We start from the raw sequence: 14,910 nt of genomic DNA on the forward strand, positions 1-14,910 counted from the left end.
CATGACAAAAGGCCGTCTTTCGAGGCGGCCTTTGCCTTTGGCATGTTTACGGTTTATTTGCCATTACTCACCCAGGGGCACATTGGGTGGCACATGCGTCCCGCACTGATGGACCGGCCTCGAAAGCCGGACGTCCGAAAGCCCCTTTAAGATGGTTGTCGGTGACCGTGTCCACGATTGCCCGGGAGCCAATCACGGAGCATGTTCGAGCGGTGAAAGGCGAATGGGACGGCGTCGCTCCAGGGGCAGAAGGATGTCGAAACGGGCGCCTTGTCCCGATTTCGAGGTGACGTGGACCTGGCCGCCATGATTCTCGATGATGCGTTTGAGGATGGCCAGATCAATGCCGGCGCCTTGGGGTTTGGTGCTGAAAAATGGGTTGAAAATGGAGGAAAGGTGCTCTTCGGGGATGCCGGGTCCATTGTCCTGGACGCTGAAGACGTACCAGGCGGGCTTGCAACGTCCGGTGATCCGGATTTCTCCACCTCCGGACAGGATATCCAGGGCGTTTTCCAGGAGAATGCAGACAGCCTTGGTAATCAATCCTTGATCCATGAGCAGATGCACGGGTTCCACGTCGGTAAAGCACAGGACTTGGGCCGCATTCATTTCCCGGGCCATGAATGCGACACTCGCGTCCACCACCTGCGCGGTTGATGTGCTGTACAGCGCCGGCTTGGGTGGATGGGTGAAAAATTCGATTTTGCGAACGATGTTTTCAATTTTTCGCAAATTGTCCACAATGCACTGATACGAAGCGTCGTCTTCGTCCGTCACCTTGCTGGTGGCGTACATCTTGCGCAGGTAGCCGCCGATGATCAGCAGGGGATTGCGAATTTCATGGCCGACCCCATTGGCAACCCGCAGCAAATCTTGGTAGCCGACTTCTTGCAGGACGTTTTCCATATGTTTCTGACGGTCGATATCCTGGATGTGGAGCAGCAGCAGCCGGGCTTGGTGGTCATATTTTCGCAAATGGATCATGGCCATGAAACGGGCACCGTTGCGGCGCAGGAGCATCGCCTCCTCGCTCAAGGCGCCCTTGTCCCAGGCCAGACGGAGCAGGTTGCGGCAGAAGATTTCGGTATCTTCCTGTGGGAAAAAAACATTCAGATTCCGGTCACAAAACCAACCCGGCACATGGCCGAAAGTCGATTGAGCACCAGGGTTCGCGTAGAGTATCTTGCCGTCCGTGGTGCACAGGAAGGCAGCATGGGGCAAGGATTCCAGGAGTTGTTGGACAAAGTGCGAATAATCGATTTGGTCGGGCAGGAACGGCGGCATGGGAACCTCTTGTCGATGGCGATCAACAAATTGAAGGTAAGCATTTGTGGATCGTATGGGAAGAAGTTTTTCCAAAGTGGGCTTTGCCCGCAAGCCGGTTATCAGTTGGCTTGTTATCAGTTAATTGTTGTCAGTTATCAGGAAAATCCAGATAACTAAAACCGATAACCGATAACCGATAACCGATAACAATTTTTTTTGTCACAGGCTTGAAGCTGTAAGTCATGAATGTCGGACATGGTAAAACAAAAGGGAGGAAAACATGAAGGAAATACTTGTGCAGGCGCGGACGTTGATGAAGGGATTTTGTCGGGTCTGTCCGGTTTGTGACGGGCGTGTTTGTGCCGGAGAAGTGCCGGGTATGGGCGGGTTGGGAACCGGATCGTCGTTTCAGGACAATGTGCGGGCCCTGTCGGAAATCCAGCTGAACATGCGCTGTCTGCATGAAGTCACGCAGCCGGATTTGTCCGTGTCCATTCTTGGATTCGATCTCTCCATGCCTGTTTTGGCCGCGCCCATCGGGGGCGTTTCCTTCAACATGGGCGGCGGCATGGCTGAAGAGGACTACATCCTGGCCAAACTCACAGCATGTGCCGAAGCCGGAACCATCGGCTGCACCGGCGACGGCGTTCCGCCCTTCATCCATGAAAGCGGCTTTGCCGCGGTCAAGGCCCTGGAGGGCAGGGGCATTCCATTCATCAAGCCCTGGGAGGACGAGGAACTTTTTGCCAAGCTGGACAAGGCCCTGGATGCGGGCGCGACCGTCGTGGGCATGGACGTGGATGCCGCGGGCCTGATCACGTTGCGTAAAATGGGCCGACCGGTCTCCCCCAAGCCCGCGGCGGAGTTGGCGGAGGTGATTCGGCGCACCAAGGCCAAGTTCGTGGTCAAGGGGATCATGACGCCCGACGAGGCCAAGATGTGCGTGGATGCCGGAGCCGCAGCAATCGTGGTGTCCAATCACGGAGGACGCGTCCTGGATGGAACGCCCGGCACGGCCAGAGTCCTGCGCGAGGTGGCTGACGCCGTGCGTGGCCAGATCACCGTACTTGCCGACGGCGGTGTGCGTTCCGGCGCGGATGTCCTGCGCATGCTTGCCCTTGGGGCGGACGCGGTTCTCATCGGCCGGCCGTTCTCGGTCGCCGTCCTGGGCGGCGGCAAGGACGGCGCGGCAACCTATCTGGAAAAGATCCGCCAGGAACTGACCCAGTGCATGGTCCTCACCGGCACGGCCAAGGCCGGTGAAGTGAATCCCGGAATCGTTCGGACAGTGGCGAAATAGTGTTCGGCGGCTCGCCTTCAAATTGTCCAACATCCATCCTGGCAGAAACGGCAAGGATGATCCGTCGGGGAACATGATCTGGAAGGCCCTTCAGAATGTCAGGGGCGGAAGCACCGACAAACATCGAGGTTTCCGCCCTTTTCAGGCTTGATCACTCAACCGTGTCATTGCTCTGGGTGACGCGATAATCCGGCCACGCGCTATCTTTGGGGGCTGTTCTTGTTACGAAAAATATTCGGCATTTTGAACGTATCAAGGCGCCTTTGATACTGGAAAACTGGATCCGGGATTCGTTTTGATATTCCTTACACTCTGATATTCTGACCAAGGGGGGGCAGAGGATGAATTCCGGAAACCAAGCTTGCTTTCCCCGTGCACCCGTGCTCCCCGTATTTGATCATCCTTTTGAGACGGCCAAGGGCTTGAACCCCTGGCAGGACCAGCCCCGGCGGAGCGACCTGCATTATACCGAGGCGGTGGGGCATTTTCATCTCAACTTCTGGTTGTGCAATGCGGTGGGCAGACGCTGCGTGATCAGCCCCGAGTTCCCCACGGGCAACGGCCGTGTGGATCTGCACCTGAAATGCGGGGAGCAGTCCGGGATTATTGAGGTCAAGAGTTTCGTGGATATGGCCATGCTGCGTCAATCCGTTCAGCAGGCTGCCGGGTATGCCGACAAGCTGGGCCTGGAATGCATCACTGTTGCTATGTTCGCCCCGGTGGAAGATGAGAGCGTATTGAACAAACTGTCCGGGGAGCATGACGTGGAAGGGGGGCCGGTGGTGGTGTCGGTCATTGGGTGGACGTGAGGGGGGAGAGTTTGTCATGGTTTGAGCCGAGCCAAGGTTGTCTGCAAGGAGTCAATCAGGCCAAATTTTTGACTTCTGGATACAATGTGTCGCTGGTCTCTAAGAACCAGCCCATCGGAGTTGCCTTGCGATGACGTTTGAACAATTGCACTCAATGTTAATGAGCGGGGAATCGTCGACCGTTGAATTCAAGACCGAGGATGTCCGTGCGGAGTCTCTGGCCGGGGAGATCGTTTCCATGGCCAATTTTGCCGGCGGCGTCATCTTGATCGGGGTTGAGGACGACGGAACAGTGCAAGGCGTCCAGCGAGTTGACATGGAAACCTTTATTGTCAATGTCTGCCGCAATGCGATTCGGCCCTCGATTTTGCCTCAAATCGAAAAAATGCGTCACGGTGACAAGCTGATTTATGTCGTCACCATCGAGCACGGGGATGCAGTGTATGCAACCGCAACAGGGAAATACTTCATTCGCGTCGGTTCGACAAAACAGCCGACCCAGCAGGAACTGCTCCGGCTTTTTCAGAAGCGAAATCTGCTGCAGTTCGACGAAACCCCGGTCCTGAGCGCTTCCCCTCAGAGCATTGCCATTCCAAAAGTTGACGCCTACTTGCGTCGGCTTGGGCAGCAAGGACTGGACGCGGAGCATGAACTGGGCTTGGAGCAGGAGTTGGTCAACTTGTCCATTCTGACCGCGACGGAATCAGGCACCTATCCAACTCTGGCGGGGTTGCTGGTGTTCGGCAAGGATCCGCAAAAGCACTTCCCATCATATACCGTATCCTGTGGGGCGTACGCAGGAAGTGATTTTCTTTCAGACGTTATCCGCGAGGAAGACCTGACCGGAACTCAGGATCAGCTTATTGAAAACGCCATCGCATTTCTCAAGCTGACCATGCCCAAGCGAACGCATCTTGCCAATGAACTGCAACGAGTGGACACCTACCTCTACCCCGTGGACCTCTTGCGGGAAGCCGTAGTCAACGCGGTCTGTCATCGTGACTACACCATCACCGGATCGTCCATCAGGGTCCTGCTCTTCCAGGACAGATTGGAAATCCGCTCCCCAGGCGCACTGCCCAACACCCTGACCCTTGAAAGCATGATCTACCGCCAGTTCACCCGGAATCAGGCTCTCGCCTCTTTTCTGGCAGGTTTGGGATATATGGAAAAGCGCGGCAAGGGCATTCTCAAGATGATGCGCACCGCGGCACAAAATAATATTGAATGCGATTTTTTCCTGACTAAAGACAGAGGGGAATTCGTGGTCAGGCTAACACCTGGCTCATAGCTGATGACTGAGAGTTTCTAATTCGGCAATGAGCTGTTGGCTATGGTCAAACCAATGATGTAATTATCTTACCCCAAGTTTACTAATTGCTGGGCCCAAAACCATTTTTTCGGGTCATTTTCAGGCAGACTCCGAATGTAAGCATTTAATATAATTAACATGAGCTTCCAGGAAAGGTCGTTGTAGTGCCCATATGGATAGCCTTGGGGGTTGCCAAGCCTCGTGAGTATGCTACAATGGCCCGATGTTTATCCGCGAAAAAGTCAAACAAAACAAAAACCCGAAGAAAGTTTATCATGCTCACTTTCTCGTAGAGTCCATCAGAACGGTCAATGGCCCAAGGCAGCGAACAATTCTCAAGCTGGGAACGCTCTCGTTGCCCAAGGAGAAATGGAAAGCTCTGGCCAATCGGATCGAGGAGATTTACCTCGGATCCCAAAACTTTTTACAAGTCGATCCTGAGGTTGAACCACTGGCGAGCCACTTTGCCAGGCTCCTGATCCAACAAAAAATCGCCGAGAAACAGCAGGCTCCGCAAGAAGATAAGGGAGGCCCGGATTATTTGACCGTAGATGTCAGTGAACTCTCCTCTTCACCGGCGAAGTCGGTCGGGGCGGAACATGTCGGCGTGCATGCCATGCAACAGCTCGGTTTTTTTGATCTCTTCAAAGAACTTGATTTAACGAGAAGGCAGTCCGACTTGGCGACCTTGTCCATCGTAGGCCGACTTGTTCATCCCTGCAGCGAGAACGAACTCAAACGCTTTGCAAAAGAAAACAGCGCGTTAGACCTGATCCTGAATACCGATTTTTCAAGAATCGGCCAAAATGAACTCTACAATGTTTCGGATCTGCTCTTTGAAAACAAAGAGCACATTGAATCCTTTTTGCGCAATCGCGCCAAGAAAGTGTTCTGTCTTAAGGAAACCATCATCTTATACGACTTGACGAACACGCATTTTGAAGGCGCGGTCAAGCAATGCTCCAAGGCTCATCGAGGACGATCCAAGCAAAAGCAGCATCAAAGGCCGCTGGTGACGCTCGGCCTGGTCATGGATGAACTTGGTTTCCTCAAGTCCAGCAAAACCTTCGACGGTAACGTCGTCGAAGCTCATACTTTCCAGGAAATGATCAAGGATCTTCATCAACAATCCCAAGGACTACGACCGGTTTTACCGCTTTACAAGCCTACGGTGGTCATGGATGCCGGAATCGCCACCGAAGAGAACCTTGCTTTCCTCAAGGAACAAAATTTTGCGTATATTGTCGTATCTCGCAAGAAATACAAAGAAATTCCTGAAGGAGAGGCCGTCTCCGTTAAAGACGGCGTCACGGTCAAATCCTTCACTCAGGATGATGAGGTGATCCTGCATTGTCAAAGTCAATCCAAAGAACAAAAAGAACAGGGTATCGTCACAAAAGCTAAAGACAAGATGGAAGCCGAACTCAAGGCGTTGCGCGAGGGCCTGAGTCAGAAAAACAAGCTCAAAAAATACGTCAAGGTCCTGGAAAAGATCGGTAAGCTTCGCAAACAGTATTCGCGAGTCTCCAAAGCCTTTGAAATCAACGTCACACAAGATGAAGACTTGGCCGTGGATCTCGTATGGACCTATGATCCGAAAAAACTGGGCAAACCCTACGACGGCAGCTACTTTCTGCGTACAAGTCGCACCGACCTCGATCCGGCCCGGATATGGGAGGTCTACATCATGCTGACGATTCTGGAGGGAGCCTTCCGTCACATGAAGAGCGAACTTGGCCTGCGTCCGAACTTCCACCGAAAAGAGGACCGCATCGAGGGTCACATGTTCATAACCGTGCTGGCCTACCACCTCTTGCATTGGATCGGGTACAGGCTCAAAAAGGCGGGCATGTGCAGTTCGTGGACAGGGATCAGGGAAACCCTTGATACCCATCGTCTTCTGACCACCAGCATGCCCGTCAAGGATGGTGGAATTGTGAGTATTCGGCACTGCACAACTCCAACGGTCGAACAAGCGAAAATCTACAACGTCTTGGGCGCTTCGGGGATGCCAATCAAAAAAACGAAGGTGGTCACGAAACAAAAGTAGTGCCTACGAGATGCCGCAAATCCAACGTAACACGCTAAAATAAAATGAATAATCTTCAACGCATTAGTAAACTTGGGTTACCTTGAATTTTTTGAATAACTACCACTGACGGCAAAAGTTACTTTAACATTCGCTCAACCTGTCAGGTACCATTTCAGTTTTCTGTTATTACGGTCTTGATTTGATTAGTATTACAATTTTTTATCAGTCTCAGAGACCCAGTAGGCCAGTTCCTGCCTCTATCCCCAGCCAACTCAGTAAGTATTATCAGGAGAAAGTTGATGCAAGCACAGAAAATAACGACCTTTACTGATAAAGCGGGAAGGCTCATAAATTTGCCGACTTTTAACCCAAGTTTACTAATGCGTTGAAGATTATTCATTTTATTTTAGCGTGTTACGTTGGATTTGCGGCATCTCGTAGGCACTACTTTTGTTTCGTGACCACCTTCGTTTTTTTGATTGGCATCCCCGAAGCGCCCAAGACGTTGTAGATTTTCGCTTGTTCGACCGTTGGAGTTGTGCAGTGCCGAATACTCACAATTCCACCATCCTTGACGGGCATGCTGGTGGTCAGAAGACGATGGGTATCAAGGGTTTCCCTGATCCCTGTCCACGAACTGCACATGCCCGCCTTTTTGAGCCTGTACCCGATCCAATGCAAGAGGTGGTAGGCCAGCACGGTTATGAACATGTGACCCTCGATGCGGTCCTCTTTTCGGTGGAAGTTCGGACGCAGGCCAAGTTCGCTCTTCATGTGACGGAAGGCTCCCTCCAGAATCGTCAGCATGATGTAGACCTCCCATATCCGGGCCGGATCGAGGTCGGTGCGACTTGTACGCAGAAAGTAGCTGCCGTCGTAGGGTTTGCCCAGTTTTTTCGGATCATAGGTCCATACGAGATCCACGGCCAAGTCTTCATCTTGTGTGACGTTGATTTCAAAGGCTTTGGAGACTCGCGAATACTGTTTGCGAAGCTTACCGATCTTTTCCAGGACCTTGACGTATTTTTTGAGCTTGTTTTTCTGACTCAGGCCCTCGCGCAACGCCTTGAGTTCGGCTTCCATCTTGTCTTTAGCTTTTGTGACGATACCCTGTTCTTTTTGTTCTTTGGATTGACTTTGACAATGCAGGATCACCTCATCATCCTGAGTGAAGGATTTGACCGTGACGCCGTCTTTAACGGAGACGGCCTCTCCTTCAGGAATTTCTTTGTATTTCTTGCGAGATACGACAATATACGCAAAATTTTGTTCCTTGAGGAAAGCAAGGTTCTCTTCGGTGGCGATTCCGGCATCCATGACCACCGTAGGCTTGTAAAGCGGTAAAACCGGTCGTAGTCCTTGGGATTGTTGATGAAGATCCTTGATCATTTCCTGGAAAGTATGAGCTTCGACGACGTTACCGTCGAAGGTTTTGCTGGACTTGAGGAAACCAAGTTCATCCATGACCAGGCCGAGCGTCACCAGCGGCCTTTGATGCTGCTTTTGCTTGGATCGTCCTCGATGAGCCTTGGAGCATTGCTTGACCGCGCCTTCAAAATGCGTGTTCGTCAAGTCGTATAAGATGATGGTTTCCTTAAGACAGAACACTTTCTTGGCGCGATTGCGCAAAAAGGATTCAATGTGCTCTTTGTTTTCAAAGAGCAGATCCGAAACATTGTAGAGTTCATTTTGGCCGATTCTTGAAAAATCGGTATTCAGGATCAGGTCTAACGCGCTGTTTTCTTTTGCAAAGCGTTTGAGTTCGTTCTCGCTGCAGGGATGAACAAGTCGGCCTACGATGGACAAGGTCGCCAAGTCGGACTGCCTTCTCGTTAAATCAAGTTCTTTGAAGAGATCAAAAAAACCGAGCTGTTGCATGGCATGCACGCCGACATGTTCCGCCCCGACCGACTTCGCCGGTGAAGAGGAGAGTTCACTGACATCTACGGTCAAATAATCCGGGCCTCCCTTATCTTCTTGCGGAGCCTGCTGTTTCTCGGCGATTTTTTGTTGGATCAGGAGCCTGGCAAAGTGGCTCGCCAGTGGTTCAACCTCAGGATCGACTTGTAAAAAGTTTTGGGATCCGAGGTAAATCTCCTCGATCCGATTGGCCAGAGCTTTCCATTTCTCCTTGGGCAACGAGAGCGTTCCCAGCTTGAGAATTGTTCGCTGCCTTGGGCCATTGACCGTTCTGATGGACTCTACGAGAAAGTGAGCATGATAAACTTTCTTCGGGTTTTTGTTTTGTTTGACTTTTTCGCGGATAAACATCGGGCCATTGTAGCATACTCACGAGGCTTGGCAACCCCCAAGGCTATCCATATGGGCACTACAACGACCTTTCCTGGAAGCTCATGTTAATTATATTAAATGCTTACATTCGGAGTCTGCCTGAAAATGACCCGAAAAAATGGTTTTGGGCCCAGCAATTAGTAAACTTGGGTTAAGCCAATGCAACAAGTTGAATTAATTGTCCTGTTTCCTCTTCAGGTAGATTCGCTACCTGTCCAAAAGAGACGCCCGCCTGAAAAACTCAAAGGGGTGGTGTTGGAAAAAGGTGACATTTTTTCTTCAGCTCCTCATGAAGACTGGGGTATTTTCTGATGCTCATCTTGGATACGCACATCTGGATATGGTGGATCAACCAGACATCCCAACGACTCCCGGTGGAAATTATAAAGCTGATTGAGCAGACGGAACTTGTCACAATTTCTGCAATTTCATGTTTGAAGTGACATGGTTGAGCGAACATGGGAGAATTCATCTGGAAATCCCTGTTCAGGAGTGGATAACTCAAGCGACTGAGGATGCCCATATTATCAGTCTGCCGGTTTCCTGTGAGATTGCCTGTCTTGCCGCTGCGTTGCCTGAGCATCACAAAGATCCCCAGGATCGTATCATAATTGCAACTTCCATCAATCATGAAGCACGACTCGTAAGCGCTGATAGCAAGTTCTCTGAATATTAAGAGATAAAGGAGACCCTGGTATCGGTGTAGTGGCATATATATGGCCGAGGTCGAAGTCGCCTTGGGTGATCTTTGATCTTTCAGCTCGGTGCTCTAAACTGATACGCTTTCAGCTTTGAGCCATGAACTACCAGCCACAAAATTAAAGATCGTTAATGCGAGAATTTAACTGTTGATGCGCACTTGTGACTCGGCTTCGGAATAGACCTTCAGCTTGTCGCGTTTGCCAACGCCCATGACCGTGATAACGGCATCCTTCTCAACCCTGTAATTAAGTCTGTATCCTACCTTGCGCAGCTTGAGTTTGTAGCAATTCTCCTTGCCCCAAGGAGCGGCCGAGGGGACGTGCGGATGCTCCAATCGCTGAGAGAGCTTCTTTTTCATCTGGTCTCGAAGATCCGGAGCCAGTCATGTCCAGATATGTCCCGGAAACCGTTTCCCAGGCAATAAACAGGGCTTTTCCGCGCCCGACGCCTCCTGGTTCAAGGGTGAGTCGATTTCCTATGTGACCAATCAACTCGTAAAGCGCAACGCCCGGATTTACGAGTACCTGGACGGGAATTCCGTCAGGTCGTTGATCCTCGAGCACCTTGTAGGCAAAAAGAACCGCCGCCTGCTGATTTGTTCGTTATTGAATCTTGAACACTGGCTTGATCAGTACCTACCAAATTGAGTCAGCCCATTTTTCCAACTGCCTGAATCAAAATGGAGGCAGTCCCGTGGAAACCAGGACAATATCTATCGTTTGGCGGTTGACTTTTTGCAAAATGGAAATCTCGATTGCATTTGCACCTGCATCGCGGATTGAGATTCAGCCTTGCCCCTTGCCGCATTCGCCATCAGGTGAGCTATCAGCCACCAGCTACGAACCACCAGCCACGAGCTGTCGACTAGGGTCAAACAAATAACAGTTATTACCTGGACGCTTGCCTCAAATGTCTAACCTCTTCCTGCCCTGTCCCTACGTGCACAGTTACTGCTTCCAGTAATGTAATTTGAAAGTTCAACTTGCAATTTGTACAGGCTCGAGTACCCTTTTTTCATGCGGACAAGAACAATCGAACAGGCACTCCATGCCCTTGCTGTCAAATATCCGGTGGTCACGGTCACAGGTCCCCGGCAAAGCGGCAAGACGACCCTCTGCAGGATGGCCTACCCGGACAGGAAGTATGTCAACCTTGAAGCTCCGGATGTCCGGCAATTCGCCGTGGACGACCCCCGAGGCTTTTTGAGTGAGTGCAGGGAGGGAGCCATCCTGGACGAGATTCAGCGTGCCCCTGAACTGCTGTCCTACCTTCAGCCCATGGTAGACGAGGACCCGGTGCCGGGGCGATTCATTCTCACGGGCAGCCAGCAGTTCAATGTCCGTGAGGTCCTGAGTCAGTCCCTGGCGGGCAGAACCGGCCTGCTAACCCTGCTGCCTTTTGATTTTCGCGAAGTACAGCCCTTCTTGGACGTTTCCGATGTGGACAAGCTTCTTCTGCATGGTTTTTATCCCCGCCTGCACCAGATGCGCATCAATCCGACACAGGCCATGGCCGACTATTTTGAAACGTATGTGCAGCGCGATGTCCGGCAGCTCGTTCTGATCCGCAATGTCGGCGCTTTTGAGCGGTTTGTACGGCTCTGCGCCGGCAGGGTCGGTCAGCTTTTGAATCTGAACAGCCTGGGCAACGATGCCGGAGTGACGCATACCACGGCCAGGGAGTGGATTTCCATTCTCGAGGCCAGCTATGTCATTTTTCAATTGCCCCCTTGGCATGCCAACATCTCCAAGCGTCTGGTCAAGACCCCGAAAATCTATTTCTGGGATGTCGGACTGGCTTCTTATCTCCTTGGTTTGGATAATGAAAAACAGGTGAGCAGAGACCCACTACGTGGAAACCTTTTCGAAAACATGGTCGTGGCTGAACTGTTCAAGCAGCATTACCATCAAGGGATCCGCCCCAGACTTTCCTTTTATCGCGACAGTGCGGGCAACGAGGTGGACGTGGTCATGGAGAGCGGCCATGACCTTGTCCTGGTCGAAATCAAGGCCGGACAGACTGTGAACAGAGACTATTTCAAGGGGCTTGATCGATTTGCCGGAGTGGCGGGGGAGCGCATCAAGGGGGGGATGGTTATTTTCGGCGGCCAAACGGCGCAGCGTAGATCGTCCTGGGAGGTCTGGCCAGTCATCGATATTAGCGAATTGCGAAACAGGGTTGTCCATTTTTTTGCAAATTGAAAGTGTTGGTTGCAATTGGCAACTGCGTTGGGGATTTGAGGTACAGCTTATTTGGTAGCCTCGAACAGATTCTTCTTTTCAGGATCAGGATGTGGATGTGAAAATGGGTAAAGTTACTCAAATCTCGTGAACGCAAAAAATGGTAATCCGGGATCATGCCAACGAAGCACCAATTTGTTCATTCAGAGAAGAAGCGCATCAAGCTTTGGGCTGGAAGTAAAATTGGGACGCCTTGAAAAGGATGCATGGCCAGCAGGTCCTTGTCGCCGGTGATCAGGCAATCTGCATTCCCATTGATTGCGGTTTCAAGAAAGATATCGTCTTCCGGGTCCCGGCATCCCATGGGCCTGTTGACAATGGGTACGTATTCGGAAACCGCGTCCAACTGGGCCAAAAACCGCTGTCTCATTGGCACTGAAACATACCGATCAAACTTGCTTTTCATGAGGCGGCTGACGAGTTCGGCCTGGGTTTCATGAGAAAACAGAAGCACCGCGGTCGATCTGCGCAAGGCTTCAAGCAGGGTTGCCGGCGGACCTGATGCTCGCAATGCCGCGCTGATCAGCACGTTGCTGTCAATGACAAATCGTTCAGCTTTCGTCATCGAGGAGCTTTGTCAAAATGTCATCGGTCAACCCATTTGACTCGGCTTGGTCCCGCATGGCGTCCATGGTCGTTGCAAGCTGTTCCCATGCCGACCCGCGCAACCTCTGAAATTGTTCCTCTGACAGGAAAACTCCGGCTGAACGACCTCGCTTGGTGACCCTGACCGGCTCTCGTTGCGCCCAATCCAGAAATTGCCCGAATTGATTCTTAGCGTCTTTTGAAGTGATTTCTTTCATGTGGACAGAATAGCTATTTGGTCCAATTCCGTCAATGAAGACGCATGATAACTCAGAAGGCAAGGCGTGCTAATCAATCTGGTACATTCCGGCCTGGAAATTGCTAACCTTAGTAAAAAAAGGTGCAAGTAGGTAAACAATGCTCAATGACAACATATACATACGCCATACTTCAACTTCGGCAATGAATGTCAAAATATTATCGTGCCGGGGCTGGAAGTTTTGTTCAGGCCGTGGCGTGATGGTAGTTGGCGGATGTGTGATATTCTACCCAAAATGTAGTACACGTGGAATGGGCAATTATTAATGGTGTCACCCAAAGTTTTTGTGACGTTAAATGGGTAGCAATGAAGGGATGCCATGCTCAGTATATCAATCAATTCGTTTTAAGGAGTTTCAGAACATGGTCCTTGGGTCGAGGTGCGATGTGATGATAGGGAATAGCTTCTCGGGCAGACCGGTAACCTGAACTTCAAAGTAAAAGTGACATGACCATGCCTTCAAAGAAAAATATCGCAGTCATCGGCTCCGGGTATTGGGGCAAGAATCTCGTGCGGAACTTCTACGAGCTGGGAGTGTTGGGAATGATCTGCGAACGGGACGAGACTCTCTTGTCCAAGTTCCGCTCACAGTATCCTGATGTGCAATCTTGCCTCGTCGCTTCCCAGGTATTTGCGAATCCGGACATAGAAGCCGTGGCCGTGGCCACGCCCGCGGAGACGCATTATGCCCTGGTCCGTGAAGCGTTGCTATTCGGCAAGCACGTCTACGTGGAAAAGCCTTTTGTCCTGGAGCAAGCGCACGGACAGGAACTGATTGCGCTTGCCGAAGAAAAGGGCTTGGTGCTCATGGTCGGGCACATGCTCCAGTATCACCCGGTGTTTGTGCGCCTGCGGGAAATGGCCGCGCACGGGGACTTGGGGAAAATCGACTACATCTATTCACACCGCTTGAATCTGGGGAAAATCAGGAGGGAGGAGAACATCCTCTGGTCCTTTGCCCCACACGATATTTCCATGATTTTGGCCCTGGCCGGGGAAGCACCGGAGCGCATTCTGGCCACGGGCGGAAACTATCTGCATCAGCGCATCGCGGATGTGACCACCACTCACTTGGATTTTCCTTCGGGCCTCAAAGCACATGTTTTCGTATCCTGGCTGCACCCGTTCAAGGAGCAGAAGCTGGTTGTCGTTGGACAAAAGGCTATGGCCGTGTTTGACGACACGAAAAGCTGGCAGGACAAGCTGCTGATCTATCCCCATGAGATACGCTGGGAAAACGGTTCGCCAGTACCTTCCAGAGCAGAACCCTTGCGTTGCGAGGTGCCCGAGGCGGAACCGCTCAAGGAGCAATGCCGGCATTTTGTGGAATGCGTTGAGAAAGGCTGTATTCCCAAGACCGACGGTCAGGAAGGGCTTTCCGTGCTGCGCGTGCTGAACGCGGCCCAATGGTCCCTAGAGCATGGCGGCGGGCCGGCGAATCTGGAGGCATCAAGTACCTCGCAACTGACAGAGGTAGCGTCGCAAGATCTTGTACAACGGCCCACCTATCACGCCCATGAAACAGCGGTCATTGATTCTGGTGCGGAGATCGGGGCGGGCACGAAAATCTGGCATTTTTCGCATATCCTCTCGGGTACGACCATCGGCGAGAACTGCACCATCGGTCAAAATGCAATGGTCGGGCCGGACGTGCGCATCGGGAAGAATTGCAAAATTCAAAACAACGTTTCGGTTTACAAGGGGGTCACTCTGGAGGACGGCGTGTTCTGCGGGCCGTCTATGGTGTTTACCAATGTGTTCAATCCCCGGGCCCAGATCCGAAAGATGGACCAGGTTCGGCCAACCCTGGTTCAAACCGGAGCCACGCTGGGCGCAAACTGTACCATTATCTGCGGCACAACCATCGGCAGGTATGCACTTGTGGCCGCTGGCGCCGTGGTTACAGGGGACGTCCCGGATTTTGCCCTGGTCATGGGCGTGCCTGCCCGTCAAGCTGGGTGGGTCAGCCGGCATGGTGAAAGATTGGATCTGCCTGTGGCGGGTGATGGAGAAGCAAAATGCCTGGCCACGGGCGAAAAATATGTGTTGCAAGACAACGTTCTGGTTTGCAATGAGGAGTCGAGCAACGTATGATTCGTGTAAGATGAATGAT

At 51.8% G+C, this 14,910-nt stretch carries 14 protein-coding genes; 9 read left to right on the top strand and 5 right to left on the bottom strand.

Translation table 11 applies throughout. The features are described 5' to 3' along the window. Window positions 1-192: 192 nt before the first annotated feature. Entirely contained in the window at window positions 193-1,284 is a 1,092-nt protein-coding gene (locus tag ACYQ15_RS00950) for a two-component system sensor histidine kinase NtrB (RefSeq protein WP_459935665.1), read from the bottom strand. Between the two features lie 262 nt (window positions 1,285-1,546). On the opposite strand from ACYQ15_RS00950, the gene ACYQ15_RS00955 reads away from it, so the two are divergent. The 4 genes from ACYQ15_RS00955 (at window position 1,547) to ACYQ15_RS00970 (ending at window position 6,737) form a co-directional block, all read left to right on the top strand. Next, a complete protein-coding gene (locus tag ACYQ15_RS00955) occupies window positions 1,547-2,566 on the top strand; it encodes an alpha-hydroxy-acid oxidizing protein (RefSeq protein WP_459935666.1) in 1,020 nt (339 codons plus the stop codon). 380 nt (window positions 2,567-2,946) lie between these two features. Next, a complete protein-coding gene (locus ACYQ15_RS00960; RefSeq protein WP_459935667.1) occupies window positions 2,947-3,375 on the top strand; it encodes a hypothetical protein in 429 nt (142 codons plus the stop codon). A gap of 130 nt (window positions 3,376-3,505) precedes the next feature. Beyond that, entirely contained in the window at window positions 3,506-4,666 is a 1,161-nt protein-coding gene (locus ACYQ15_RS00965) for an RNA-binding domain-containing protein (protein ID WP_459935668.1), read from the top strand. Between the two features lie 244 nt (window positions 4,667-4,910). Continuing rightward, window positions 4,911-6,737 (top strand): IS1634 family transposase, encoded by a 1,827-nt coding sequence (locus ACYQ15_RS00970; RefSeq protein ID WP_459935669.1) that lies wholly within the window; start codon window positions 4,911-4,913, stop codon window positions 6,735-6,737. Window positions 6,738-7,163: 426 nt separating this feature from the next. On the opposite strand, the gene ACYQ15_RS00975 is transcribed toward ACYQ15_RS00970, so the two are convergent. Continuing rightward, the gene (locus ACYQ15_RS00975; protein ID WP_459935669.1) at window positions 7,164-8,990 is read right to left on the bottom strand and encodes an IS1634 family transposase; all 1,827 of its coding nucleotides are present in this window, start codon (window positions 8,988-8,990) and stop codon (window positions 7,164-7,166) included. 180 nt (window positions 8,991-9,170) lie between these two features. Between ACYQ15_RS00975 and ACYQ15_RS00980 the strand changes: the two genes are divergently transcribed. Together ACYQ15_RS00980 and ACYQ15_RS00985 are read left to right on the top strand one after the other, a co-directional pair. Further along, a complete protein-coding gene (locus ACYQ15_RS00980; protein WP_459935670.1) occupies window positions 9,171-9,323 on the top strand; it encodes a hypothetical protein in 153 nt (50 codons plus the stop codon). 118 nt (window positions 9,324-9,441) lie between these two features. After that, a complete protein-coding gene (locus ACYQ15_RS00985) occupies window positions 9,442-9,687 on the top strand; it encodes a type II toxin-antitoxin system VapC family toxin (RefSeq protein WP_459935671.1) in 246 nt (81 codons plus the stop codon). Window positions 9,688-9,852: 165 nt separating this feature from the next. Here the strand turns inward: ACYQ15_RS00985 and ACYQ15_RS00990 are convergent, their stop codons facing one another. After that, complete coding sequence (locus ACYQ15_RS00990; RefSeq protein ID WP_459935672.1) at window positions 9,853-10,071, bottom strand: type II toxin-antitoxin system RelE family toxin; 219 nt, start codon at window positions 10,069-10,071, stop codon at window positions 9,853-9,855. A 121-nt stretch (window positions 10,072-10,192) separates the two neighbouring features. Here ACYQ15_RS00990 and ACYQ15_RS00995 point away from each other — a divergent pair, with 121 nt between their 5' ends. Next, on the top strand, window positions 10,193-10,360 hold the full coding sequence (locus ACYQ15_RS00995; RefSeq protein WP_459935673.1) for a hypothetical protein: 168 nt from the start codon (window positions 10,193-10,195) through the stop codon (window positions 10,358-10,360). 369 nt (window positions 10,361-10,729) lie between these two features. Then, complete coding sequence (locus tag ACYQ15_RS01000; RefSeq protein ID WP_459935674.1) at window positions 10,730-11,914, top strand: ATP-binding protein; 1,185 nt, start codon at window positions 10,730-10,732, stop codon at window positions 11,912-11,914. A gap of 178 nt (window positions 11,915-12,092) precedes the next feature. Here ACYQ15_RS01000 and ACYQ15_RS01005 read toward each other — a convergent pair whose 3' ends face one another. Both ACYQ15_RS01005 and ACYQ15_RS01010 read right to left on the bottom strand, forming a co-directional pair. Beyond that, window positions 12,093-12,518 (bottom strand): putative toxin-antitoxin system toxin component, PIN family, encoded by a 426-nt coding sequence (locus tag ACYQ15_RS01005; RefSeq protein ID WP_459935675.1) that lies wholly within the window; start codon window positions 12,516-12,518, stop codon window positions 12,093-12,095. Then, window positions 12,505-12,756, bottom strand: a complete 252-nt coding sequence (locus ACYQ15_RS01010) for a type II toxin-antitoxin system Phd/YefM family antitoxin (protein WP_459935676.1) — start codon at window positions 12,754-12,756, stop codon at window positions 12,505-12,507. Before ACYQ15_RS01010 ends, ACYQ15_RS01005 begins: the two co-directional genes overlap by 14 nt. Window positions 12,757-13,250: 494 nt before the next feature. Here ACYQ15_RS01010 and ACYQ15_RS01015 point away from each other — a divergent pair, with 494 nt between their 5' ends. After that, on the top strand, window positions 13,251-14,891 hold the full coding sequence (locus ACYQ15_RS01015) for a Gfo/Idh/MocA family oxidoreductase (RefSeq protein ID WP_459935677.1): 1,641 nt from the start codon (window positions 13,251-13,253) through the stop codon (window positions 14,889-14,891). Window positions 14,892-14,910: the final 19 nt, after the last annotated feature.

The sequence above is a fragment of the Desulfonatronum parangueonense genome (assembly GCF_054656975.1).

Coding starts and splice junctions, on each gene's coding strand:
- ACYQ15_RS00950 (WP_459935665.1), bottom strand. CDS start 1,284: ATGCCGCCGTTCCTGCCCGACCAAATCGATTATTCGCACTTTGTCCAA.
- ACYQ15_RS00955 (WP_459935666.1), top strand. CDS start 1,547: ATGAAGGAAATACTTGTGCAGGCGCGGACGTTGATGAAGGGATTTTGT.
- ACYQ15_RS00965 (WP_459935668.1), top strand. CDS start 3,506: ATGACGTTTGAACAATTGCACTCAATGTTAATGAGCGGGGAATCGTCG.
- ACYQ15_RS00970 (WP_459935669.1), top strand. CDS start 4,911: ATGTTTATCCGCGAAAAAGTCAAACAAAACAAAAACCCGAAGAAAGTT.
- ACYQ15_RS00975 (WP_459935669.1), bottom strand. CDS start 8,990: ATGTTTATCCGCGAAAAAGTCAAACAAAACAAAAACCCGAAGAAAGTT.
- ACYQ15_RS00980 (WP_459935670.1), top strand. CDS start 9,171: ATGCAACAAGTTGAATTAATTGTCCTGTTTCCTCTTCAGGTAGATTCG.
- ACYQ15_RS00985 (WP_459935671.1), top strand. CDS start 9,442: ATGTTTGAAGTGACATGGTTGAGCGAACATGGGAGAATTCATCTGGAA.
- ACYQ15_RS00990 (WP_459935672.1), bottom strand. CDS start 10,071: ATGAAAAAGAAGCTCTCTCAGCGATTGGAGCATCCGCACGTCCCCTCG.
- ACYQ15_RS01000 (WP_459935674.1), top strand. CDS start 10,730: ATGCGGACAAGAACAATCGAACAGGCACTCCATGCCCTTGCTGTCAAA.
- ACYQ15_RS01005 (WP_459935675.1), bottom strand. CDS start 12,518: ATGACGAAAGCTGAACGATTTGTCATTGACAGCAACGTGCTGATCAGC.
- ACYQ15_RS01010 (WP_459935676.1), bottom strand. CDS start 12,756: ATGAAAGAAATCACTTCAAAAGACGCTAAGAATCAATTCGGGCAATTT.
- ACYQ15_RS01015 (WP_459935677.1), top strand. CDS start 13,251: ATGCCTTCAAAGAAAAATATCGCAGTCATCGGCTCCGGGTATTGGGGC.